This window comes from Asticcacaulis endophyticus, from assembly GCF_014652575.1.
Classification (GTDB): domain Bacteria; phylum Pseudomonadota; class Alphaproteobacteria; order Caulobacterales; family Caulobacteraceae; genus Asticcacaulis; species Asticcacaulis endophyticus.
In genome coordinates this window covers 59,776-83,678 of sequence record NZ_BMZB01000007.1, presented here as the reverse complement: position 1 = coordinate 83,678, position 23,903 = coordinate 59,776, and the positions used below count along the sequence as shown (strand labels likewise).

The 23,903-nt window shown below is 56.3% G+C and carries 17 protein-coding genes and 1 pseudogene; 7 read left to right on the top strand and 11 right to left on the bottom strand.

The window, feature by feature from the left end; translation table 11 throughout:
* Nucleotides 1-299: 299 nt before the first annotated feature.
* The 6 genes and pseudogenes from IE102_RS16805 to rpmB all read left to right on the top strand — a co-directional run bounded on the left by IE102_RS16805 (nucleotide 300) and on the right by rpmB (nucleotide 5,794).
* The gene (locus tag IE102_RS16805; protein ID WP_229807833.1) at nucleotides 300-2,786 is read left to right on the top strand and encodes a helicase-related protein; all 2,487 of its coding nucleotides are present in this window, start codon (nucleotides 300-302) and stop codon (nucleotides 2,784-2,786) included.
* Nucleotides 2,783-3,238: pseudogene (locus IE102_RS18135) on the top strand (WapI family immunity protein). The gene IE102_RS16805 and the pseudogene IE102_RS18135 overlap by 4 nt, the downstream one beginning before the upstream one ends.
* An 89-nt stretch (nucleotides 3,239-3,327) precedes the next feature.
* On the top strand, nucleotides 3,328-3,627 hold the full coding sequence (locus tag IE102_RS16795; protein WP_189488871.1) for an RNA-binding S4 domain-containing protein: 300 nt from the start codon (nucleotides 3,328-3,330) through the stop codon (nucleotides 3,625-3,627).
* 151 nt (nucleotides 3,628-3,778) lie between these two features.
* Nucleotides 3,779-4,120, top strand: a complete 342-nt coding sequence (gene fdxA, locus IE102_RS16790) for a ferredoxin FdxA (protein ID WP_189488870.1) — start codon at nucleotides 3,779-3,781, stop codon at nucleotides 4,118-4,120.
* Nucleotides 4,121-4,520: 400 nt separating this feature from the next.
* The gene (locus IE102_RS16785) at nucleotides 4,521-5,033 is read left to right on the top strand and encodes a CarD family transcriptional regulator (protein WP_189488868.1); all 513 of its coding nucleotides are present in this window, start codon (nucleotides 4,521-4,523) and stop codon (nucleotides 5,031-5,033) included.
* A gap of 464 nt (nucleotides 5,034-5,497) precedes the next feature.
* On the top strand, nucleotides 5,498-5,794 hold the full coding sequence (gene rpmB / locus IE102_RS16780) for a 50S ribosomal protein L28 (protein ID WP_189488866.1): 297 nt from the start codon (nucleotides 5,498-5,500) through the stop codon (nucleotides 5,792-5,794).
* A gap of 66 nt (nucleotides 5,795-5,860) precedes the next feature.
* Here the strand turns inward: rpmB and IE102_RS16775 are convergent, their stop codons facing one another.
* The 3 genes from IE102_RS16775 to cobS all read right to left on the bottom strand — a co-directional run bounded on the left by IE102_RS16775 (nucleotide 5,861) and on the right by cobS (nucleotide 10,025).
* The gene (locus tag IE102_RS16775) at nucleotides 5,861-6,859 is read right to left on the bottom strand and encodes an esterase-like activity of phytase family protein (RefSeq protein WP_189488864.1); all 999 of its coding nucleotides are present in this window, start codon (nucleotides 6,857-6,859) and stop codon (nucleotides 5,861-5,863) included.
* Between the two features lie 143 nt (nucleotides 6,860-7,002).
* Nucleotides 7,003-8,883 carry a cobaltochelatase subunit CobT gene (gene cobT, locus IE102_RS16770; protein ID WP_189488926.1) on the bottom strand — a complete coding sequence of 627 codons (1,881 nt, stop codon included), beginning with the start codon at nucleotides 8,881-8,883 and terminating at the stop codon, nucleotides 7,003-7,005.
* 149 nt (nucleotides 8,884-9,032) lie between these two features.
* The gene (gene cobS / locus IE102_RS16765; protein ID WP_189488862.1) at nucleotides 9,033-10,025 is read right to left on the bottom strand and encodes a cobaltochelatase subunit CobS; all 993 of its coding nucleotides are present in this window, start codon (nucleotides 10,023-10,025) and stop codon (nucleotides 9,033-9,035) included.
* A gap of 199 nt (nucleotides 10,026-10,224) precedes the next feature.
* Between cobS and IE102_RS16760 the strand changes: the two genes are divergently transcribed.
* Nucleotides 10,225-11,814, top strand: coding sequence for a phospholipid carrier-dependent glycosyltransferase (locus IE102_RS16760; protein WP_189488854.1), 1,590 nt, complete (start codon nucleotides 10,225-10,227; stop codon nucleotides 11,812-11,814).
* Here the strand turns inward: IE102_RS16760 and IE102_RS16755 are convergent.
* The 8 genes from IE102_RS16755 to IE102_RS16720 all read right to left on the bottom strand — a co-directional run bounded on the left by IE102_RS16755 (nucleotide 11,792) and on the right by IE102_RS16720 (nucleotide 23,540).
* A complete protein-coding gene (locus IE102_RS16755; RefSeq protein WP_189488847.1) occupies nucleotides 11,792-12,022 on the bottom strand; it encodes a hypothetical protein in 231 nt (76 codons plus the stop codon). The genes IE102_RS16760 and IE102_RS16755 overlap by 23 nt on opposite strands.
* A 53-nt stretch (nucleotides 12,023-12,075) precedes the next feature.
* Nucleotides 12,076-13,365, bottom strand: a complete 1,290-nt coding sequence (locus IE102_RS16750) for a DUF3422 domain-containing protein (RefSeq protein ID WP_189488845.1) — start codon at nucleotides 13,363-13,365, stop codon at nucleotides 12,076-12,078.
* Nucleotides 13,366-13,463: 98 nt separating this feature from the next.
* Nucleotides 13,464-16,058 carry a glycosyl hydrolase 115 family protein gene (locus IE102_RS16745; RefSeq protein WP_189488843.1) on the bottom strand — a complete coding sequence of 865 codons (2,595 nt, stop codon included), beginning with the start codon at nucleotides 16,056-16,058 and terminating at the stop codon, nucleotides 13,464-13,466.
* Between the two features lie 24 nt (nucleotides 16,059-16,082).
* Nucleotides 16,083-17,096 (bottom strand): cupin-like domain-containing protein, encoded by a 1,014-nt coding sequence (locus tag IE102_RS16740; protein WP_189488841.1) that lies wholly within the window; start codon nucleotides 17,094-17,096, stop codon nucleotides 16,083-16,085.
* Entirely contained in the window at nucleotides 17,093-17,908 is an 816-nt protein-coding gene (locus tag IE102_RS16735; RefSeq protein WP_189488839.1) for an SGNH/GDSL hydrolase family protein, read from the bottom strand. Before IE102_RS16735 ends, IE102_RS16740 begins: the two co-directional genes overlap by 4 nt.
* Before the next feature lie 104 nt (nucleotides 17,909-18,012).
* The gene (locus IE102_RS16730; RefSeq protein ID WP_189488837.1) at nucleotides 18,013-20,406 is read right to left on the bottom strand and encodes a glycoside hydrolase family 3 N-terminal domain-containing protein; all 2,394 of its coding nucleotides are present in this window, start codon (nucleotides 20,404-20,406) and stop codon (nucleotides 18,013-18,015) included.
* A 39-nt stretch (nucleotides 20,407-20,445) separates the two neighbouring features.
* Nucleotides 20,446-21,978 (bottom strand): tryptophan halogenase family protein, encoded by a 1,533-nt coding sequence (locus IE102_RS16725; protein ID WP_189488835.1) that lies wholly within the window; start codon nucleotides 21,976-21,978, stop codon nucleotides 20,446-20,448.
* A gap of 17 nt (nucleotides 21,979-21,995) precedes the next feature.
* Complete coding sequence (locus tag IE102_RS16720) at nucleotides 21,996-23,540, bottom strand: tryptophan halogenase family protein (RefSeq protein ID WP_189488833.1); 1,545 nt, start codon at nucleotides 23,538-23,540, stop codon at nucleotides 21,996-21,998.
* Nucleotides 23,541-23,903: the final 363 nt, after the last annotated feature.

Genomic DNA, 23,903 nt, shown 5'->3' with positions numbered 1-23,903 from the left:
AGGCATTAAGGCTTTGAGAAGCCCGCCCTGCCCGGCCCTGTCAAAAATCTGTGAGCGCCCGCATCTGGACTCTAAAGGCGACTCACGTCAGACATTAATTGTATAGTTATGGTTAATGCCGTTTTGAGCTACCATATATAGTATAGAACAAATCAGGCATCTAGTGATGTAACTGATTCGGTCATGATTCGTTTCCATGCTGTTCCGCACCTTGATAACGCCTCATTAATCTTACGCTTGCAGTCGTTTTAGCGCACTTTCGTCTTTGCAAAGCCACATAACGGCACTACATCCCTATCGTGCCCGATACTCTGTCCCCCGCCCCTGCCTTTTTCGCCCATAAGCCCTATGACGGGCGACTGGTGGCTGTACTTGGCCCGACCAATACCGGCAAGACCCACTATGCCTTAGAGCGGATGATGGGCCACGCCACCGGCATGATCGGCCTGCCGCTGCGGTTACTGGCGCGCGAAGTTTACGACCGCGTGGTCAAGGAAAAAGGTGCCCATGCCGTCGCCCTCATCACCGGCGAAGAGAAAATCATCCCTAAATTGCCGTCGTGGTTCATCTGCACGGTTGAGGCCATGCCGCTGGAGCGCAAGGTCGATTTTCTGGCGGTCGATGAAATCCAGCTTTGTGGTGATACTGAGCGCGGCCATGTCTTTACCGACCGGCTGTTGAACGCGCGCGGGCGCTATGAGACCCTGTTTATGGGCGCCAAGACGGTCGCGCACTTGTTTCGCAACCTGTTCCCCGACGGCGAAATCATGTTTCGGGAACGCCTGTCGCAGTTGTCCTATACCGGCCCGCGCAAGCTGACCCGCCTGCCAAAGCGCACGGCCATCGTCGCCTTTTCGACCGAAAAGGTCTATGCCATCGCTGAGTTGATCCGGCGTCAGCGCGGCGGGGCGGCGGTCGTGATGGGGTCGTTGTCGCCCAAGACCCGCAACGCGCAGGTCGCCCTGTTCCAGTCCGGTCAGGTCGATTTTCTGGTGGCGACCGACGCCATCGGTATGGGCCTGAACATGGACATCGACCATGTGGCGTTCTCCGGCCTGACCAAATTTGATGGCAAGCGCACCCGCCACCTGTTCGCTCAGGAAGCCGGTCAGATCGCCGGTCGCGCGGGCCGCTTTACCAATACCGGCACCTTTGGCGTCACCGGTGATTGCGATGACATGGACGAAGATCTGGTGGCGGCTATTGAAAACCACCGTTTCGACAGCCTGATGGCCGCCCAGTGGCGAAACCGCGAGCTTGATTTCAGCAGTATCGAGACCCTGCTGCGCAGCCTGACGCGGCCGACGCCCTCACCGTCCCTGATGCTGGCTAAGGAGGCACTGGACGAAAAGGCGCTGCGTCATCTGGTGCAGATCGACGACATTGCCCATAAGGTTCGCAATCCGGTATCTTTGCGCACTCTATGGGATGTCTGCCAGTTGCCGGATTTTCGTAAAGTTAGTCTGGATGAGCACTTAAAAACCGTCGAATTCCTGTTCTGGTCGCGGATGAGCCCCGATGGTTTCGTACCGGAAGACTGGTTTGAGGAACAACTGAGCTATCTCGACCGGCTGGACGGCGATATCGACACTCTGGCCGGGCGTCTGGCTGGTGTGCGCACCCTGTCCTACATCGCCAATCGGCCTAACTGGCTGCAACATATTGAACTGTGGCGCGACCGTACCCGCGACCTTGAAGAACGGCTGTCGGATAAGCTGCACGAAGGGTTGATGAAGCGCTTTGTCGATGCGCGGACCTCGGCCCTGCTGAAGGTGCTCAATACCGACGACGACCTCAAACCCGAAGTCACGCCGGAGGGTGAGGTGCGCCTTGAAGGGCAACTGGTCGGCACCCTGCGCGGGCTGGAGTTTACCGTCACGTCGGGCGAGAGCCTTATCGAGGATAAGACCTTACGGCAGGCCGCCCACCGCGCTATTCGCCCGCTGCTAACCGCGCGCTTGACCGAGTTATCGCGCTGCAAATCCAATGAGTTGCGCCTGAAAGACAACGCCACCCTGACCTGGCGGCATCATCCGGTGGCCCGGCTTGAGCCCTCCGACTGGTTCTCCCCGCGTGTCAGCCTGCTGCAAAGCTTCGATCAGGCACATCTGACGGAAATGGCCATCCGCCGCCTGAACGACTTTGTGCGCCAGATCGCGCTTAAGGACCTGAAAGCCCTGAAAGGACTGCTGGACGCCTCAAAGGATGAAACCGTCGCCGCCCCCGTGCGCGCCATCGCTTTTCAGCTTTATGAAAACGGCGGCACCCTGCTGCGCACGCCTGACACCAAGCTGTCGCCGGAAGATAAGGTGGCCATACGCACCCTGCATATCGCCGCCAACCGCTTTGTCTATAGCCTGCCCGATCTGAGTAAGGCCAATGCCCGCCGACTGTTGCAAGCCTTTGGGAAAGCCGCGACCAAAGGCGACCACCCCGCCCGCGCCTTAAGCCTGAAAGGTCAAATCGACCTGCCCGGTTACGGCGTCGTGCCGCTTAAGGTTCTGGACGCCGCCGATAAGGCGATGGACAAGGCCGTCTGGATCAAAGGTGCCGCCTATGTCCGCGATCAGGATATGGCCGCTATTCCCGGCAATGCCCGTCAGCGTGACAAGCTCATGACGGCCCTTGGTTACACCAAAACCGACACCCGCGAGGTGGCCGAAGGCGATACCCGCACCGGCTGGCGGCTTAAGGCTGAGCCTTCCCGCCACACCCGCAAAAAAACGCCCGCGCCCGAATATATCAACCCATACTCACCCTTTGCGGTGCTGCGGCAGAAGTCATGAACGATCGATTTATTGAAAATCTAGTGCCCCCTGACATCAAAATGAAGCATCTGGATATCTGGGTGCATGGCAGAGAATTTCCTGATTCAGATGAATATTGGGATTCAAACTGGCTTAGGGCGACCGCACATTGCAGCTTAAGCGGCGCACGCGTCACAGCCAGCGGCTCAATTCTTCATTTGAGCGAAATTCATTCATGGCTCACAGAGCTAGAGACTTAGTATGGCACGCTATCGGGCACAGCAAAGCTTGACTGTATGGAGCCAGAGCTGTCCGTTACCATCACGGCCCATAGCCTTGGTCGAATGGAAGCTAACGTATCTATTACACCAGACCATTTAAACCAGCAGCACCAATTCACATTTGAAATTGATCAGAGCTATTTGCCCCATATAATTGATAATCTTCGATCAGTTTTAAATCTCTACCCGATTAAGAACATCGGCACGTAATGCCTGCACTAACGCGCACCTTTCTCAGTCTGTTGATTTGACATTTCCCAGAGTGCGATGAAAATAAAGCGCACAACGGAAAGGGTTCAATGTCAGCCGATCTCCCGCAAACCTGCCGCATCGATGTCTGGCTGTGGCGCGCGCGATTCTTCAAAACACGGTCGTTGAGCGCGAAATTTTGTGAGACCGGCCACCTTCGGCTGACCCGACTTGACCACACCCAGCGCGTGGATAAGGCCGGGGCCTTTGTTAAGCCTGAAGACCAGTTGGTGTTTGCTTTCGGGGCGCGGCTAATCGATATCACCGTAGTCGATATGGGCGAGCGTCGCGGCCCGGCCCGTGAGGCGCAACAGCTATACCAAGTCAACGACCCAACGAGCGCAAGCTGATGCACTTGTTTTGCATTCGCATCAAAGTCGGCCGCGTTAGCAAAATTAAACCCATGCCTTCCCAATTCTGCCTTGACAGTTGCGGCTCAAAAAAGCCAAGACGACGCCTATTCAGATGACTGCGTATTCTTGATGAGGCTAAAAGCGTTCGATGACCTATATCGTCACTGACCCCTGCGTAAAGTGCAAGTTCATGGACTGCGTGGAAGTGTGTCCGGTGGACTGCTTCTACGAAGGCGAAAACTTCCTCGTCATCAATCCGGATGAATGCATTGACTGCGGCGTCTGCGAACCTGAATGCCCGGTCGATGCCATCAAGGCCGACACCGAGGATGAGCCCGACGGTAAGTGGCTGGAGATCAACTCCAAATATTCACGCACCTGGCCCAACATTTCGGTAAAGGGCACCCCGCCGGCCGATCGCGAAGACTTTGAACGCGAAGAGGGCAAGTTCGAGAAGTACTTCTCCGAAAAACCCGGCGACGGTAAGTAGGCAGCAGCGCCAAATGAGGCGAAAATAGGGCTAAGAATTCTCTAAGAATCTTAGCCCCTGTTAATAAATCTTGCCAGCAACGCTTTATTTTTGCGCATTTTTGTGATAGATACGTGTCTGTTATGTCGGCTGCGCGCTCATCAGCGCTCGCCTGATACCGTTTCTTCACTCCCCGCGCCTCTTAAATCCTTTTAAGGACGCATCATCGACAAAGGTCGGATGACAGGCTTGTCTTAGTCAGGAATTGGCACATATCCGCATGTCTTTAAACCCCAAACGGTTTGCAGGCATCGGTTTTTTTGTGCCTCAATTGCCCTCAGCGCCGTCCGCGCCCTGAGTTGCATGACTGATACCTCAAAGATAACCCCGATCCCCACCTTGCCTTAACGAAAGGACCGCAATGTCGTACGCCGCTGCAAACTCCGATTACAACGTAGGTGATAAGGTCGTATACCCCGCTCACGGCGTGGGCCAGATCTCCGCTGTCGAGGTTCAGGAAGTCGCAGGCATGACACTCGAAGTCTATGTCGTCACCTTCGACCACGAAAAAATGACCCTGCGCGTCCCGACCAAGAAGGCCAAGACTGCTGGTCTGCGTCACCTCGCCGCCGAAGCCGTCATGTCTCAGGCCCTGACCACGCTCAAAGGCCGCGCCCGTATCAAGCGCACCATGTGGTCGCGTCGCGCGCAAGAATACGAAGCCAAGATCAATTCCGGCGATCTGGTCTCCATCGCTGAAGTCGTTCGCGACCTTTATCGCTCTGGCAACCAGCCAGAGCAGTCCTATTCCGAGCGTCAGCTTTACGAATCGGCTCTGGATCGCATGGCCCGTGAAGTGGCAGCTATCGAACAAATCGACCGTGACGCCGCTGTCGCCATCCTGAACAAGTCTCTGCATAAGGTTGCTGCTTAAGCCGCACTGAGCCTGACGTCGTTCAATCTAAAGCCTTCCGGTAACCCGGAAGGCTTTTTTCGTGCCCGCTTTTAATTCAAAACGCTAAAATTAGTATCAATTGATATTTATTTAGTTTCATAAAAAACATTATTGCATTGCCGCAAAGCTGTGCTATAGCTGCCCTCAGATACCGAACGTCACTCTTCGATATCTAATCCCCTTGGAGTCAGGCCGCCGCTTCCCCTGCAGGCGGCCTGCCCTTCCGGGAACATATTCAAATAGTCTTCGGATTTTCGGGTTCGCTCCATTTGAGCGGACTCTTTTTTTGTCCGGCGACGGAAAGCTATTTGAGCCTTGGTCGTCGTGTAAAAATCGCTATTTTCACTTGACCAGACGGCGAGCTTTGCCTATACACCGCACCTCTTGCGTGAGGGACACGTCTCCCGTCGCGCCTAACATTATTTTCGACGAAGGTGAATCCTATGTCGCGTCGCTGCGAACTCACGGGTGTAGGCCCTATGGTTGGCCACTCGGTGAGCCACTCTAACATCAAAACCAAGCGCCGCTTCCTGCCGTCGCTGCGTCAGACTTCGCTTCAATCCGAAGCCCTGAACCAATCCTTCCGCCTGAAGATTTCCAACGCCGCTCTGCGCACGCTGGACTTCCGCGGTGGTCTGGACGTCTTCCTCATCAAGGCTGACGATGCTGAACTTTCCTTGCGCGCACGTCGCCTGAAGAAGCAGATCAAGGCAAAGCTGGCCGAATCCGTCGCCGCTTAATCGCTGCATACGACCTGTTTAAAAAACCCCCGAAGCTTTACGCTTCGGGGGTTTTTGCATGACCGGCTACTCTTTAAACGCCCAGTCGAAACCGAGCAGAAGGGTATATTCCTCATCCTCTTCGATCGGATCACTGATGATGTAGAGCCTGTATCCGACTTCGGTACGGATGGCCGACACGCCTTCATAATTGGCATAGGGCATGGGCGGAGCAATCGTCAGAAGCTCTCCCTTCCACACCAGCCGCCCCGCCTCTAAGCGCAAATGCGTGAGTTTAGTGCGCGGCCCGGTCCACGGCGTATAAAACCGGTACAGCGCCAGAATATCATCCGGCCGATCCGGCAACGCACTCAGCGACACCAGAGCATAGCCAAACCCCGGCGTCTTAGGCCCGCGAATCGCGGCGCAGTTAAAGGTCGACAACGGACACAGCCAGAAACCACCCGATTCGGCGCCAAGCAGGAGGGACGCCGCCCCGTGCTCGCCCATCAGCAGGGTCATGGCCTCAAGGCCTTCATTATCGGGCAGTGACGGCAGGTTTTGCAATGGCACGCGCTCAGCGGCACCTCTGAAATCGGCCCCCCTATAGCGCAGAACCCGCGGCTCGCCCTCAAAGGCGATATAGTGATCGCCGGTGCGGCCATCGACCGCCAGGGCTTCGGCATCAGCCAGCACCTTATTGCCCAGCACCTGCCCGTCCGTGCCGCGCAATAGCTCAAACGTCAGGGGGCCGCGCCGCTCATTGTTCGGAGGGATCGTAAAGGTCGCAAAGGCGCCCGCATCCGACACGGCCTCAACGCTCAGGCCCTGCGGCCCCTGCCTTGCCTTAAGGTCAGACAGGCCGATAAACAGATCCGTACCGATCGGCCTAAGCTTATAGCCCACAGCATAGGTCACGGCATTACCTTTAGCCCCTTCGATCGGCAGGCGCTCGATATCGACAAAGCGTTGCGGCGTATCATAGGGCTGGGGCTTAGGGTTCAGCAGCCCCTTCACCGGCTTGGCCAGAGACGCATAGGCCGCCAGACACACAAAGGCCGACACAAACACCAAGCTTAAACGCATGACACGTCCCCAAAATCGATTCTAGAGCATTTTGCGAAAAAGTGGATACCGGTTTTTCGCTTAAAAAATGCGTCAAAACAAAAGGCTAGAGCGCATTTCGATTCAATGTGAACGAAATACGCTCTAGCATCGATGGCTAAAGATCAGCGCGTCTTCCCTACAGATTTTGTTTTTTCCTCAAACAACTCTGCCAGCTTTTCGACCAGGGCGCCACCCAGATGCTCAACGTCAATCAGGGTCAGGGCGCGTTTATAATAGCGTGTGACATCATGGCCGATGCCGATGGCGGCCAGTTCAACACGTCCGGAGGTCTCAATATCAGCAATCATCTTACGCAGATGGTTCTCAAGATAGTGACCGTTATTGACGCTTAAGGTCGAGTCATCGACCGGCGCGCCGTCGGATATCACCATCAGGATCTTGCGCTGCTCCGGCCGGGCCAGCAGACGCGTGTACGCCCATTGCAGGGCCTCACCGTCGATATTTTCCTTGAGCAACCCCTCACGCATCATCAGACCGAGATTTTTATGGGACCGCCGCCACGGATTATCCGCCGCCTTATAGATGATGTGGCGCAGATCATTCAGCCGACCCGGCTGTGCCGGCTTGCCCTCACGAACCCATTTTTCGCGTGATTGCCCACCTTTCCAGGTCTTGGTGGTAAAGCCCAAAATCTCGACCTTGACGCCGCAACGCTCCAGGGTGCGGGCCAGCACATCGGCACATACCGCCGCCACCATGATCGGCCGACCACGCATGGAGCCTGAGTTATCGAGCAGCAGCGTCACGACGGTATCGCGGAACTCGGTGTCTTTTTCCTGCTTGAACGACAACGGCGCCGACGGGTCGATAATCACCCGCGTCAGACGCGAGGCATCCAGCACCCCTTCTTCGAGGTCAAAACTCCATGACCGGCTCTGCTGGGCCAGCAGACGGCGCTGCAGGCGGTTGGCCAGACGCGACACCACATTGGACAGATTGGCCAGTTGCTGGTTCAGGAACCCTCGCAGGCGCTCTAACTCTTCGGCATCGCACAGGTCTTCGGCAGCAATAATCTCGTCATATTCACGGGTATAGACATCATAGTCTTTGACGATAGGGGCGTCGGTATTCGGCCCCTGCCCTTCGTGCGCCTCGCCCGCCTCGCCATCAACCTCCTGATCGGATGAGGTCTCCGACATGGATTGCGGATCGCCGTCCATCTGGGTGTAATCGTCCTGCCCTTCGGCGGCCTGTTCCTGTCCGGCGGCATCCTGATCGTCCTGATCGGGCTTGGCCTGATCATCGTCTTCGGTGTCGGCTTCAGGTTCGTTTTCGGCGGAATCGTCCTGTGAGTCCGGCCCCTCTTCTTCCTGGCCGTCGTCGTTCTTTTCGTCCTGCGCATCCTGACTGTCATCGACCAGATCTAGCGCTTTCAGGATATCGCGGGCCTTCTGGGTAAAGGCTTTCTGGTCGCCCAAAACCTCAGTCAGTTCCCCCAGTCGGTCACCGAGTTTGGCTTCAAGTTCATCACGAAACAGATTGACCACCCGCTGAACGGAGGCCGGCACCGGATCGCCCGTCACGGCTTCACGCGCGATCAGGCCCATGACATCGGCCAGATTAAGGTCGGACTTCTCTTCCTTGCGCGTCAGGCCGCTTTTTTCGAGATCGCCCTCTAACGCAGCGCGCAGGTTCAGGCGCACCCCGCCCATAGCGCGCGCGCCCAAGGCTTCGAGCCGGGCCTGCTCAAGGGCGTCGAACACCTCACCGGAACGCTCATCCAGCGGGCGGGCGCGGGCATGGACAGGTTCATTGTGGTGGGCGATTTTCAGCGCCATGCGGTCAGCAACGCCGCGCACTTGTGCGGCCGCCCTTGGGGCCAGATCACGCGGTGGATTAGGCAGAATCAGGCGGTTGCCATCCCGGCGCGGGCCATCAGGGCCGAACACGACCTCAAGCTCAGCATCCTCCGCCAGAGCGCGGGTCGAATGCACCAGCGCTTTGCGGAACGGATCAGACAGGACGGTAGGCTTTTGCGCCATCGGGGAATTATCGCCTCTTCTCCTCCCTTGCGAAGCGGGGGAGGTGGATTTGAGACCGCAGGTCTCGAAGACGGAGGGGGCAATTACTGCTGACATGCCCCCTCCACCACTTCGTGGTCCCCCTCCCCCGTAAACAGGGGAGGAGAGAATCAGATTACCTTCACTTTTAAGGCCGACTCACGCACATCCGTGCCAAACGCGCGCTGATAGAACTCCGCCAGCGTCGGGCGCTCAAGCTCATCGGTCTTGTTCAGGAAGGTCAGGCGGAAGGCCACTTCCGGGTCATTGCCAAAGATGATGGTGTTCTGCGCCCAGGTAATGACCGTCCGCGGCGACATGACCGTTGAGATATCGCCATTGGCAAAGGCCGAGCGGGTCATATCAGCCACGCGCACCATCGCCTCAATCAGCGGGCGGCGCTCAGGGGTCGCAAACTCCGGCAGCTTAGCCAGAACAATTGCCACTTCGGCCTCATGCGATAGGTAGTTGAGCGTGGTCACGATCGACCAGCGGTCCATCTGGCCCTGATTGATCTGCTGAGTGCCGTGATAAAGGCCGGACGTGTCGCCCAGACCAATGGTATTGGTGGTCGAAAACAGGCGGAAATAGGGGTTCGGACGGATGACCTTGTTCTGGTCCAGCAAGGTCAGGCGGCCTTGGGCTTCCAGCACGCGCTGAATGACGAACATCACATCGGGACGGCCCGCGTCATATTCATCGAACAACAGCGCCACCGGCCGTTGCAGCGACCACGGCAGGACGCCCTCTTTGAATTCGGTCACCTGCTGGCCGTCTTTCAGGACAATGGCGTCCTTACCAATCAGGTCGATCCGCGACACATGGCTATCGAGGTTGATACGCACCATCGGCCAGTTGAGGCGGGCGGCGACCTGTTCGATGTGGGTTGATTTCCCGGTGCCGTGAAAGCCCTGCACCATCACCCGGCGGTCATAGGCAAAGCCCGCACAGATGGCCAGCGTCGTCTGCGGGTCGAACTGATAGGTCGGGTCGATCTCCGGCACATGCTCATCGCGGTGGGAAAACGCCGGCACCTTCATGTCCGAATCGACACCGAACAGCTCACGCGCGCTGACGGTGATATCCGGCGTCAGGGACAAGAGCGGATCGTTGAGTTCAGACATATTAAAACTTTCGGTAAAACAACGGCGGGATCACCCGGAATATGGGGTTTCAGCTAAGACTTTACATGACCTGAGACAACCTAAAAATTCAATCGTCAGAGGATTTTTTGCAGCACCCTCGCCCCCTGTCATCAATCCTTTTGACAGAGACGGTAATTGCCGTAAGAAACCTTGAACTGTCCGCCCAACATTGAAGATTATGACCGCCCTCACCGACCTACGCCATAAATTCCGCTCGCTATTCGACCATCCGGCCCTGTCGTGGCTGAAAGGCGAAAGTGCGCGCCGGGATGTGTGCGGATTGGCGATCGTGTTGGTGGCGTGCCTGACCTTCCTGCACAACCTTAATGACCCCAATAAAGCCTTCTGGGATGAGGTCTATTATGTCACGGCGACTGAGCGGTATCAGGAAGGCGTCGCATCATACGCCTCGCACCCGCCGCTGGGGCTGATGCTGATCGCGGCGGGCGAAGCGATTGCCGGCAAGAATGACAAGATTGACACCCATCCGCTGGCCCTGACCAAGAAAACCCAGAAAGAAACCCCACTGCCGGATGGCTATAACTTCTATGGGGCGCGGCTGATGTCGGCCCTGTTTGGGGTTATGGGCGCGTTTGTGTTTTACATGATCATGCTGACACTGTGGAACCGGGCGCTCACGGCATTCGCGTTCAGCCTGATCTATGTGCTTGAAAACGCTTATATCGTCCATTTCAGAGCCGCCATGCTGGATAGCTTTCAGTATGTGTTCGTCATGGCCGCGGTATGGGTATTTCTGCAATTATTCCTGAAACGGATCGAAAAACCAGCCCTATGGTATGCCGCCTTTGGGACGCTGATGGGCCTTGCGGTCATGGTTAAGGTCAATGTGGTGGTGTTTGCGGCATTGGGCGGCTTTTTGATCCTGCGCGATACTTATGATAATCGCGCAGCGCTCAAAGCCTACATTCCGCGCGCGTTGAAAGCCTCAGCCCTGATGGTGGCAACCTTTGTGGCCATGATCGCAGCGGTCTTTACCCTGCATGTTCTGGTCAGCCCGAACAATCCGCCGCCAGATAGTGCCGCCGGTAATTTCGATCGCCAGCACATGCCGCAATCCTATCAGGACTATCTGGCCGGTGAGCGGTCTCTGTCGCCGCAGATCGTCTGGGATGCCACCCGCGGCTATTATAGCTTTATGAACAATGACTTCACCCATATCGTAAAGACCGAACCCAATGCCTCCACGCCCATACTGTGGCCGCTGATGGCCAAGGCGATCACCTATCGCTGGGATTCCAGCAAGGGCATCACCTCCTATATTCAGATGATCGGCAATGTCGCTCAGTGGCTGACGGCGTTCGCGGCCCTGTGGGTGGCCTTAGTGATGATCATGCGCCGATTAAGCGGCACCAGCCGCTATCTAAAAGGACCTGAGTTTTCGCGCGATATGAACCTGCTGATGGCCTTAATGGCCATGTATGCGGTGTTTATGGGGGTGCATATGTATCTCGGCACCAAGCGGGTCATGTATATCCACCACTATATTCCGGCGCTAAGTTTGAGCTATTTCATCCTGGCCCTGGTGGTCAAAATCGGCTTTCAGCGCTTCAAAGTCGCCGTCAAATGGCAGGCCGCAGGCATCGCCGCGATGCTGGCCGTGTTTCTGGTCAGCTTTGCCTTCTACAGCCCCCTGACCTTCCATAAGCGGTTGACGTTAAAGCAGTGTGAGATGCGCAACGTACCGCTTAAGGTCGTCAACTGCCATGTACCAAAGAAATCTGTAGTTAGGCCGCAAACACGACCGTAACGCCGCGCTTTTTAAAGAACGCCTGCATCAGCTTACGGCCCTGACGGTTGTTTTGCGCCAGACGGACGGGTTCAAAGGTCGCTTCCTTAACGCCTTCGCGGGCCATAGCGGCCTTAAGCGCTGTGATATGCTCTTCCAGTCCCGCATTGTCAGCGATCAACGAAGCATAGATGTTCTCAATCGCGTCGTGCAGGCTCAGGTCGGTCATAAAAGGCTCCGTGTGTGTATCGAACGCCGCTCTTACCTCACGCCGTCAGGTTTTTAAAGGTCATCGTGCGAAATGGCCTTCTTTTTATGATAGATAAAGCCCCAGGCCAGCGTCAGAATGACCAAAATAATGCCCGCATTAAGCCACGCCGCCTGCGGGCCATGCCCCACCACCGGCTCCAGCAGGTATTTGACCAGATGGAAAATATAATAGCTGACGGCAAAGACCGACAGGCCTTCGACCAGCCCCTGCATCTTGATCTGCAAGGCCGAACGCAGGTTCATGCTTTTGAGCAGATCCTGATTTTGCAGATCAAGGCCGATGCTGATCTTGGCGCGCAAAAGGTCTGAGGCGCGGGCGATACGCGTGGATAAGTCATCCAGCCGCTTAAACGCCGCCTCACAGGTACGCATAGCCGGCGTCAGGCGGCGCTCGATAAATTCCTGCATGGTCGAAAAGCCCTCGACCCGCTGTTCACGCAAGGCGCTGAGCCGATCCATGGTCAGGCGGTAATAGGCTTCGGTCGCCCCTTGCCGGAAGCGCACCTCATTGACGCGGGTTTCAACCTCCGCCGACAGGGCCAAAAGCTGATCCAGAATATCGGCGCGTGACGGCTGATCACCCGCCATATCGGCGGTGACGCGCGCCAACCTTGCCTCAGCGTCAGGCAGCCAGGCAAACAAGGCGCGGGCCACCGGAAAACCCAACAGCGCCAGTTTGCGGTAATTGCCGATCTCCAAAAGGGTCTGCAGCAAACGCGACAACTCGTCATTTTTCAGGCCCTTATCCTGCACATAGATGCGCCCGGCGCCCGGTTCGCCCGGTTTCGGGTGCAGCCTGAAATCGCTCCAGATACGGGCCGCCCCACCGAACACGTCGCAGCACACCGCCTGCTGCAAGCCGATGAATTGATTGAGATGCTCAGGCTTTGGCGCATGGGGCAGAACCGCGATTTCAACGCTGCGGAACACCTCCCCCGCCGCCCCCTCAAGCCACGCGAAATCGGCTGCCGCAATGGCATCAAAGCCCAGACTGGAACGGCCATAGGCTTTGGGCGTGTTGTGGCTGAATTTCAGCCAGGTCGAAAACTCGCCGTGACGCTCCCACATCGCCCCGCCCGCCTCATCCGTGGTCACCAGCCGCCAGCGTTCCGCCGCCCCCGAACCGTCGGCATCGAGCGCGTTAACCCATGCGGTTTCTGCGGCGCGGGCCGAGGGCGGCACCAGATAGACCCATGACCGCAGCGTCACCGGCGCGCGCGTGACCGGAATTTCGCGCTCGTGCATCAGGTCGCTTAGGGGCTGACGCAAGGGGTGGTCATCGGATGTGATCGGGCTTGGCATGGCTGACCTTATCAATAGGTTCTTAATCCCGGATATAACCGCGTTCGCCGCCAGCACGGCATCACTTCCGACTACATAACGCAACAATTGTCCGACAATTATGGCGCCATGGGGCTTTCGGGTGGTCCCAGATAGGATGGCTTCAAACCACCAGTATCGAGCACCAGCTTTTGCAGCACCACATTGGCATCGATGCGCCAGAATTTCAGCGTATGAACCCCGGCCTTGAGCCCTTTCAACGGCACCTTGACCACATGGGCATTGTCGGACACGGCCTTATTCCAGTCCGGTTGATCAGGGATGAGGTTAAATGTCTGCACCAAGACCGGCCCGTCATCAACCGAGATGCCGAACTTCAGGCCACCCTGCCCGCGCGTATCCAGCGTCGGCACCAGATAGATATGCAATTGCGCATCGGCATCCTTAGTGAGGGTAAGGTCGTATTCGAGACGCATCCCTGTTTTCGGGTCAGACGGCGCAACATTCTGAGGCATGGTGATAACCGACGACAGGGTGCGCCCCAGATGCGGAATGACAGTCCAATTGATACCCTTGCCATCAACCTTGCGGGCGAAATGCTCGGCCTCGATTGAGACATAGCCGTCTTCTTCCATAAATGGCTGACCAGAATAAGGGAAAGGCCCCCAGCCCTCATGGAGGACATTGGCCGGGCTATCGGCTGCTCTTCCCGTTGCCGTTTTAGCATTAATCTCAACCACTTTAGGCATTACGTTTTGTTCAGGTTGCTGCCACCCCGTGTAACCGATGCGCGTTTGCGACATCATGTGGTTCCATTTCCCGTTGGCAACCTTGTGATAAGCATCGCTTATCCATTGGTCGGTTTCAAAAGCAGCCTTGGCTTCTTCCGCAAATTCTATGGCCAGAGGATCATTAAAACCTGCATAATAACGGTTTAGAGCTACGCTTTCATACAACCGATAAATATTAAAGCCCGCCAAGACAGGGTGCCTTACTAACTGAAAAAAGGCATCTTCATAAATAGATTTGATATCCTTTTCGACATCTGAGACATTGCTGATCAGTCCAGAATACTCCGCGGTAACGCTTCCCCACTCGTAGTAGTTTTCCAGATTGAAGGTGGCTTCATTCAATAATTCAGGTTTTCGGCGCGCATTATACTGACTGTATTGGGTTAGTATTTTACCGACACGTTCACTGTATTTCTCCCCAAACTGCTGGGCGGCCCAGCGTTCGGGATAAGCCTTTAAGGCCTCCGGCGTCATGGCCTGCGGGTTCCAGGCCATGTCCATAAAGAACGACAGCGGATATTCCATCGGCTTGATATCGCCGACATTGACGATCCACAGTTGATCGACGCCTGACGCATAGGCCAGATCCATCTGCTGCCAGGTCTTTTCAATCTGGTTGGTATTGAGCCATTTGTAATTGCGTGGCCCGCCAACATAGTCGAAGTGGTAGTACACCCCAAACCCGCCGCTACGATCATTATCTTTGGTCGGCAATCGTCGTATCTGTCCCCAGTTATCATCGGCAAACAGCAGGATGACATCGTCCGGCACGGTCATGCCCTGATCGTAATAGTCCTGAACTTCCTTATACAGCGCCCAGACCTGCGGCGTTTCCGAGGCCGGTTTGCCGGTGACGTCCGCGATAATTTTGCGCTGATCGGCGACAATGGTCTCCAGCAATTGCGTCGCCGTGCCTTCGGTCATGGCTTCATCGCCATCCCCACGCATCCCTAAGGTTATAATATTATCGCGCAGTGAACCGTTAGGCCGCTGAATACGCTCAATCCCGCCCTTCCAGAAGGTGCGCAGATTGGCGGCATTAGTGTTGTAATCCCACTTGCCGCCGGTGACACCCTTGTCCTTATTGCGGTGCCATTCATCGTGCGCGCGCGCCATTGGTTCGTGGTGAGAGGTGCCGATAATCACCCCCATCTCATCGGCCAGCACCGTGTTTTGCGGGTCGTCGCCATTGAACGCCTTACCCCACATGGCCGGCCACAGATAATTGCCTTTCAGGCGCAGGTTCAGCTCAAACACATGCTCGTAAAGCTTTGCATTGATGCCGCCGAACTTTTCGCGCGCCCAGTTGCCAAAGGCCGGTTCTTCATCATTGATGAAAAAGCCGCGGTACTTGACCTTGGGCTGATCGTGCACCGCGCCCGCCGTCACATAGACCTCAGACTTTTGCGCCACCGGCACATCGGCCCACCAGTACCACGGCGACACGCCGATTTTGGCCGACATATCATAGGTGCCAAAGATCGCCCCTCGCCGGTCGGAACCCGCAATCACCAGCGCCTGTTTGACACCCGGCAGCGGATTATCAACCACGGTTTGTGTATAGGCTTCCCATTGCCCACGCACCTTATCAACATTGATTTTCTGATCGGCAATCAGTTTATTAATGACCGGACTTTGGCCGATGACGCCAATAATCACCACTGGCCCTTTGGCGGTCGATATGTCACCAATCAACGCCGCCGGTTTGCCACCCACGCGCCCCAGATCAGCCCGAAAATCCTCCGCCGCATGGCGCACGGCTGTATCCGCGCCTGTGTCAACATAGACGGTCACGGGTTGGCCGCCGCGGATCAGATTGAAACTGCCCTTTGCGCTTTGCTCACAGACGCTGACCGGTGCCTCGCACGCCATTGCCGCAAACGGTAAGACCATAAGCCCCAAGGCGACGATCAAGGTCCTCATGAGCATTTTCCCTGTTTTATATAGTTATAGTTTTCCCGCTATGTTGCGGGCGAGTTGCTGATAAAGCTGACGCCTGGCCTGCGCGGGCACCTCCCCCAGTGGTCCTTTCATGTGCGGCGGCAGGTGGGCGACCGGATCGCCGTGTGAGCCAAAGATATAGTAATCGAACATGGATTTCCACGCCTGACGCTGCACCTCCGGCATATCGCGGATCGACAGCGCCATGTGCAGCAGGGCGTCATAGGGTGAGCCCATATTTGCCGGGCCATCCTTCCACCAATAATTGATCAGGATATTGAACGGCTCAAGCGAGCGTACGTGATGCCACCAGAAATAAGGGATATAGAGTGCATCGCCCGGCTCCAGATCCGCCACTTCGGCGACCTTTAGCGCCTCTGCAAAGCGCGGATAGCGCTCAAGGTCAGGGCTTTCCAGCGACACCATGCTTACCGGCGCGCCCGATAAGGTAAAGTCCAGAGGCCCGGCATAGAGATTGGCCAGTTGCTCCGGCGGAAACAGCGTAAAGCGCCGCTTACCCGCCACAAGGGCGGCTATATTGTTCGACAGGTCATAGTGTGTCTGCACCCGCAGCGGCGTGCCGACCCAGATACGCGGCGCGATTTCTTTCGGAATAAAAGGGATGTGGTTGTCCATGACCATTTCGGGCAGGCAATCCGGTATCGGCACCGACTGGATATAGAGCGACGGGGCGTTATCCTGCCCACGCAGGGCCAGCATGCGGTCCAGCGTGTCCGGTATGGGCAGCCGCATCCGTTCAAAATTCACGCCTTTGCGGTCGTCGCTGTAGAAAAACTCCCCCTGGATATCCGGATCGCCGATCAGGCTTTCGGCCTGATAGCCGATGTCGAAGTTTTTGAGGTATCCGACCACCTGCTCGTCGCCCAACAGCGCGGCCTGAACCGCCGGCCAGTCCTTGACCAGACCGCGCATAATGGCCGGGCGGTTGGCGGGCACGATTTCCTGAGAAAAAACCTCAAACGTCACATTGTCATAAACGCGGGTACGGGTATCAATCACGCTTTCAATGCCTTGTTTATCGCCGCCATCGCCACCGGCGCCATGGTCAGGTATCCGGCCCGGTTGGGATGCACCCCATCCAGCGCCAATTCCGGCTTAAACGCGTTCTGACCATTGTTCAGCACCGGCCAGTAATCGGCAAAACCAAACCGTTGTGAGGCGGCATAATCCTTAAGCCAGCTATTGAGTTTGAGGATTTTATCGGTCGGATTGCCAACCCCTTTGCGCCACGGAAACTCGGTCGCGGGCAGGACGGACGCCAAGATCACCTTGATATTATTGGCTTTGGCGATGGAGCCCATAGCGCTGATGTTGCCGGTTGTCGCCGCCGGATCATAAAGCCCGTCATTTTCAGCTATATCGTTGGTACCCGCCAGAATATGCACGACCTTGGGTTTTAACGCCACCACATCCGGCCAGAACCGCACCAGCATCTGGGCCGTTGTTTGCCCGCCTATGCCGCGTCCGACAAAGCCGTTAGGCAGGAAAAACTCAGGCTGATAGCCAAGTGCTGCCCAGTTATCGGTGAGGGAATCGCCCATAAATACCACCCGGCGCTGGCTGGCGGGCAAGGCCGTACTGACCAGATTGGCGGGACGGTAGCGGCCAAGGTTAGGCCAGTCAGTCACAGGCTTACACACCGCGACCGGCAGCCGCGCACGGGCAGGCTCGGTTACCGTCAAGTCCGTCACCGGCGGTTGCGGCGTATGGGTTTGTGGCGTGGCAATAGATTGCGCTATCGCCGCCCCGCCAATGGCTGAGCCTCCGGTCACCAGTCCGGCCAACAGGCCGCGTCGTTTCATTGTGGTCATAGTAAAACCCTCCCCCAACAGTGACACTTGCGTTTCCACGCACACGGATGAACAAATAAGCGTAAGCGTGCGGATTTGTACATAACCCGCACGCCTTAAGGGGTTTAAGCCACCGTCAGAGTCGTTTTCTTGAGATCGACACTGTTGGGGCCGGCCATGATGGTGAAGGTGCCGGGTTCAACCACCCGCTTCATCTCCATATTATAGAACTCAAGATCATGGCTGGTGATCTCAAAGCTGACGGTCGTCTTGGCACCGGGCTCAAGCGTCACGCGCTTAAAGTGCTTAAGCTCCAGCACCGGACGGGTGATCGATGAGAAATCGTCGCGGATATAAAGCTGCACGACCTCATCGCCTTTGCGGCTGCCGGTATTGGTGACGTCAATCTCAACCTTGACACTGTCGCTGGTGCCTATGGTCGCCTTGGCCAGACGCGGCTCGGAGATATCGAACGTCGTGTAGCTTAGGCCAAAGCCGAACGGATAGAGCGGCTTTGTGGTGTCATCGAGGAAACCGCGGCGGGCGGTCGGCTTGTGGTTATAGTAGATCGGCAGTTGACCGGCATGACGGGCAAACGTGACCGGCAGCTTGCCGCCCGGATTGGCGCGACCGAACAGCAGGTCAGCGGCGGCATGACCGGTTTCCTGCCCCAGATACCAGCCCTCGATGATAGCGTCAGCGCGTTCCTGCAGCAGGTTGATCGACAGCGGACGACCATTGAGCAGGAAAACCACGGTCGGCTTGTTCAGGTCAAAGATCGCCTTGGCCAGATCGTTCTGCTGCCCCATCAGATCAAGGCTGGAACGATCACCCAGATGGTTGTCGGCCCAGGCTTCGCGTGAGGTTTGCTCATTGTCGCCCAGAACCATGATGATGGTGTCGGCGGATTTCGCCGCCTCGACCGCTTCGGCGATAAGCTTGGCATTAACGGCCGGATCAATGAACTTGACCTCATCGGCTGACCATTCGCGTTTCTCGGTGATGCGCACGGCCTCAGAATAGGCGACCTCAAAGCCCTGTTTTTTGCCCTCGGCTTGCAAGCCTTCCAGCACCGACACCACATGGCGCGGGATTTCGGAATAGCCGCCGATCGGCGTGTCGCGGGCGTGGGTGCCGAGCACCAGAACCTTGCCGACCTTCTTGGCATCCAGCGGCAGCAGGCCCTTATCATTCTTGAGCAGCACCGCCGACTTGACCGCCGCTTCACGGGCCAGTGCGATGGCTTCGGGTGTGGCCGTCAGTTTGGCGGCTTGCTTAGCGTCAACATAGGGCGCTTCGAACAGACCGCCCTGGAACTTGAGCGTCAGGATACGCGCAACGATCGTGTCGATCTCCGACTGAGAAATTCGGCCGTCTTTGACCAGTTGGATGACGTTCGGATAGGTCTGGGTATCCGGCGTTTCGATATCAACCCCGGCCTTAACCGCCTTGAAAGCCGCCTCCATATCATTGGGCACCAGCTTGTGGCGGGTGACCATTTCCTTGATGGCGAAGTAATCCGACACCAGCACCCCCTTAAAGCCCCATTCACCGCGCAGGATGGTGCCCAGCAGCCAGGTATTGGCATGAGACGGTACGCCGTCGATTTCGTTGTAAGAAGGCATAACGGCCGCAATATTGGTTTCTTTGACGATCTTCTCAAACGGCGGGAAGAAGTCTTCGCGCAGGATACGCTCTGAAATATTGGCCGGGCCAACATTGGTGCCGTTTTCCGGCTGACCGTGGCCGGTCATGTGCTTGAGCGTGGCAAACACCTTATCCTTAGCCAGCGGCAAGGTGTCACCCTGAAAGCCCAGCACAGCCGCCTTACCCATCACGCCGCAGACATGAGGGTCTTCGCCGTAGGTTTCCTCAATCCGGCCCCAACGCGGCTCACGCGCCACATCGACCACGGGCGCCAAAGCCAGATTGGTGCCGCGCGCGCGCATTTCCTTGGCGCAGACCGCGAAAATCTTTTGGGCCAGATCAGGATCGAACGAGGACGCCAGCGCAATCGCCTGCGGGAATGAGGTCGATTCCCGCGCCACATAGCCGTGCAGGCTTTCTTCGTGCAGGAACAGCGGGATACCCAGACGGGTCTTTTCAATCGCCCACTTTTGGGCGGCGTTACAATAGGTGGCGGTCTCCAGCGGGTTGCGGTTGACGACCCCGACCTCAGCCCCGGCATTGCCAGAGGTGGGCTTCACCCCCACACGGTCGCTGGGGCGGGCGATCATGCCGATACCATTGGGGAAGGTCTCAGACGCTTTCTTGGCGTCAAACTCACCGGCGTCGGTCTGGATCTTGCCCTTTTCCTGCCAGATGCACATCATCTGGCCGACTTTTTCCTCCAGCGTCATCCGGCCAAGCAGATCATTGACGCGCGCATCAACGGCGGCTTTGGGGTCTTTGTAGAGCGCTTTACCGCCACTTTGCGCCGCCGCATGGGTGGCCGCTGATACCATAAGTGCTACGGTTGATGCCCCGAACAGGCGGCGTGACATACTGATTTTAGACATAGCTTCTTCCCTTATATTATTGAACTTTAATGTTATTTATCAGGCCAGTTGAGACATCACCTCAACCGGCGCCTCCATCGCGCAGTTGGCGCGGATGAAATCTTCATGGGTCGGCATGTAGTCGCTCGATTTACGGATCGCGTCCTTGATGCCGAATAACTGACGCTTTACATCCTCATCGGACATGACATCGGCGACCGGATCGTAACCGCGCCAGGTCATGCCCTGGCCCACCATGACGGCGAACCATGACGTGTCGTTGAACAGTTCCTCATTTTCACGGAAAATCCGTCCCCGGCTGCGGAACAGGTCATATTTTTCCTGAAGCCGGGGCGGCAATTCCATATTGCGGCAATAGCGCCAGTATTCGCTGTCATCGCGTTCAGTCTGATTGAAATGCAGCACCAGAAAATCGCGGATATATTCGTATTCAAGCACACTCAGCCGGTTATAGCGATTGATGTCAGCTTGCTCGAACCCCTTGTCCGGGAACATCTGCAACAGCTTGGCGATACCGACCTGAATGAGGTGGATTGATGTTGATTCCAACGGCTCCATGAACCCTGACGACAGGCCAATCGCGACCACATTCTTTTCCCAGAATTTATGGCGATGGCCGCCCTGAAACTTGACCAGCATTGGGTCTTTCAGTGGCGGGGCGTCAAGATTTTGCAGTAGCGTATCCATTGCCGCCTGCTCATCAATAAAGTTATTGGAAAAGACATAACCGTTGCCCGTGCGGTGTTGCAGCGGAATACGCCATTGCCAGCCGGCTTCGCGCGCCGTTGAGCGGGTATAGGGTGTCTGGTTATCGTGAACCCGCGCGGTTGGTACGGCCCATGCCCGGTTGTTGGGCAGCCATTTCGACCAGTCTTCGTAATCGATCCCCATCTGCTGACCGATCAGCAGGCCGCGAAAGCCGGAGCAGTCGATAAACAGATCGCCCTCGATCCGGCGGCCATCACCCAGCACGACCGCCTCCAGAAAGCCCGTTTCAGCATTTTTATCGGCACTGACGATGCGGCCTTCGATGCGCTGCGCCCCCAAACCTTCTGAAAACCGGCGCAGAAATTTGGCATAGAGCCCGGCATCAAAATGAAAGGCATAGGCGATGGTGCTCAGCGGCGAATTTTCGACCTGAACCGGCCGCATAAACTTCCCCTCACGCGCCGCCACAGCTTGCAGATTATAATCGGATATGGAGTCGCTGACGCCCAGGGTCTGAAGCTTTTGCCAGAAGGCGTGAAACGATACCCCTTTCATGTCAAAGCCATAGGGTCCGAACGGATGAAAATAGCTGTGGCCCTTGCGCGCCCAGTCAACAAACTCGATCCCCAGCTTAAACGTGCCGTGGGTCTGGCGGATGAAATCGTCTTCTTTCAGCCCCAACAAGCGGTTGAAGATATTGATTTGCGGGATGGTCGCCTCACCCACGCCGACGGTGCCGATGTCATCCGATTCCACCAGAGTAATCTCAGCATAGTTTGCGCCCAGGATTTTAGATAGCGCCGCCGCCGTCATCCATCCGGCTGTGCCGCCACCTACAATCACAATTTTCCGGATCGTTTCCATATAGATTCCCTGATTACTCAAGCGCTTATGTGTGCGCTTTTAAGAAAGGCGTCGGAGGCACAGGCGTGGCGGATAAACGCCTCCTGCGTCGGCATGGCCCGCACCGTACGGGCAACCGCCGATTTGATATTTTTAAGGTTGCGCCGGATATCTTCAAGCCCCAATCCGTCCACCAGCGGATCATAAGCTTTGGGCTCAATCCCCTGACCGTACATGACCGCCAGCCAGTTATCCTCGGCAAACAAATCGTCCTCACGCCGAAAGATACGCCCTTTTGAGGCGAACAGTTCCATTTTTTGTGTGAGCGTCTCCGGCACGGCCATATCCCGGTTACGCACCCAGTAGGGCGTGTCATCGCGCTCAGTTGTCTTGTAATGCAGAATGATGAAGTCGCGCACCTGCTCCCACTGAAGCCGCGTCAGCCGGTTATATTCATCTTCTTCAATCGGGGCGAAATCCTGCGTCGGAAACAGGGCCAAAAGCTTGGTGATACCGGCCTGAATGAAGTGGATAGAGGTCGATTCCAGCGGCTCCAGAAACCCCGCTGACAAGCCCAGCGCCACCACGTTTTTATGCCAGGCCTTCAGGCGGCGACCGGTCTTGAATTTCAGCAGGCGCGGTTGAGTTATAAGCCGCCCATCAACTGTTGACACCAGCGTCTCACGCGCCGATTCTTCGGACACATATTTCGATGAAAACACATAGCCATTGCCGGTGCGGTGCTGAAGCGGAATCCGCCATTGCCAACCGGCGTCGCGAGCGGTTGCGCGGGTATAGGGCGTCAACGGGCCATTGTTCTCACTCTGCACCGCCCAGGCCCGGTCATTAGGCAACCAGTGAGACCAGTCTTCAAAGCCGGTTTTCAGCGTCTCTTCGATCAGCAGGCCCTTAAAGCCGGTGCAGTCGATGAACAACTGCCCCGCCACGACTTGCCCGTCCTGAAGCATGACCGACTCTATAAAGCCGTCTTCGGCCCGCTGATTGACCTGCGCAATCTTGCCTTCAATCCGCCTGACGCCGCGCGCTTCGGAATGGCCACGCAGGAACAGCGCATAGAGACCGGCATCGAAATGAAAGGCGTATTTAAGACCTGCCATAACCTCACCCATGCCGGGTTTGGGGCGCAGATAGCGGTTGAGCTTTGATGCCACCGCGCAGACATTATAGTGTTCCAACTCACCCAGTACCTGCGGATCATCGCCCATCTGCTTAAGCTTCAGATAGAACTGATGAAACTTTATCCCCTGCATATCGACACCAAATGTGCCGAACGGATGGATATAGCGGTGGTCGGGGCTGCGCCAGTTGACGAATTCAATCCCCAGCTTAAAGGTGCCGTTGGTGGCTTTAAGGAATTCATCCTCGTCTATGCCCAATTGAGCATTAAAGGTCAGGATCGGCGGAATGGTCGCTTCACCAACCCCGACCGTGCCGATTTCGTCCGATTCAATCAGGGTGATGCTGACATCGCGTGACAAAGCCTTAGACAGGGCCGCCGCCGCCATCCAACCCGACGTACCACCGCCGCAAATGACAACCTGAGTAATAAGCGCCGGGCTCATGCGCTCCTCACGGCCAAAGGCGTAGCAAAAAAATGACGAACTTGTGACACGATTGCCTCACCAGTAAGTTTCGCACTGTCACACGAAAATTCAACTTTTGGCTGCTCTGAATACTCAGACTTATTGAAAAAAGGAAATACAACCCCCGCTCGGTGCCTCACCATCTCGCCAGCGCAACCGAATTCACTTGAGATTATTTTACTTTTAGTTTCAAACACTTTTCCAACTTCCCAGACTACCGTTTCCATACATCCCATTTTTGGGCTTTTGTATTATAATTATCCAATTTGTACGACATGAGTATAGATTGTATGAAAATACCCAGCGTAACTGTATTAGCTTTTATATTTACACGACTTTTCA

Bases quoted from the DNA above. Each gene is read 5' to 3' on its own strand.
- IE102_RS16795 (WP_189488871.1), top strand. From the start codon at position 3,328: ATGTCAGCCGATCTCCCGCAAACCTGCCGCATCGATGTCTGGCTGTGG.
- fdxA (WP_189488870.1), top strand. From the start codon at position 3,779: ATGACCTATATCGTCACTGACCCCTGCGTAAAGTGCAAGTTCATGGAC.
- IE102_RS16785 (WP_189488868.1), top strand. From the start codon at position 4,521: ATGTCGTACGCCGCTGCAAACTCCGATTACAACGTAGGTGATAAGGTC.
- rpmB (WP_189488866.1), top strand. From the start codon at position 5,498: ATGTCGCGTCGCTGCGAACTCACGGGTGTAGGCCCTATGGTTGGCCAC.
- IE102_RS16775 (WP_189488864.1), bottom strand. From the start codon at position 6,859: ATGCGTTTAAGCTTGGTGTTTGTGTCGGCCTTTGTGTGTCTGGCGGCC.
- cobT (WP_189488926.1), bottom strand. From the start codon at position 8,883: ATGGCGCAAAAGCCTACCGTCCTGTCTGATCCGTTCCGCAAAGCGCTG.
- cobS (WP_189488862.1), bottom strand. From the start codon at position 10,025: ATGTCTGAACTCAACGATCCGCTCTTGTCCCTGACGCCGGATATCACC.
- IE102_RS16760 (WP_189488854.1), top strand. From the start codon at position 10,225: ATGACCGCCCTCACCGACCTACGCCATAAATTCCGCTCGCTATTCGAC.
- IE102_RS16755 (WP_189488847.1), bottom strand. From the start codon at position 12,022: ATGACCGACCTGAGCCTGCACGACGCGATTGAGAACATCTATGCTTCG.
- IE102_RS16750 (WP_189488845.1), bottom strand. From the start codon at position 13,365: ATGCCAAGCCCGATCACATCCGATGACCACCCCTTGCGTCAGCCCCTA.
- IE102_RS16745 (WP_189488843.1), bottom strand. From the start codon at position 16,058: ATGAGGACCTTGATCGTCGCCTTGGGGCTTATGGTCTTACCGTTTGCG.
- IE102_RS16735 (WP_189488839.1), bottom strand. From the start codon at position 17,908: ATGACCACAATGAAACGACGCGGCCTGTTGGCCGGACTGGTGACCGGA.
- IE102_RS16730 (WP_189488837.1), bottom strand. From the start codon at position 20,406: ATGTCTAAAATCAGTATGTCACGCCGCCTGTTCGGGGCATCAACCGTA.
- IE102_RS16725 (WP_189488835.1), bottom strand. From the start codon at position 21,978: ATGGAAACGATCCGGAAAATTGTGATTGTAGGTGGCGGCACAGCCGGA.
- IE102_RS16720 (WP_189488833.1), bottom strand. From the start codon at position 23,540: ATGAGCCCGGCGCTTATTACTCAGGTTGTCATTTGCGGCGGTGGTACG.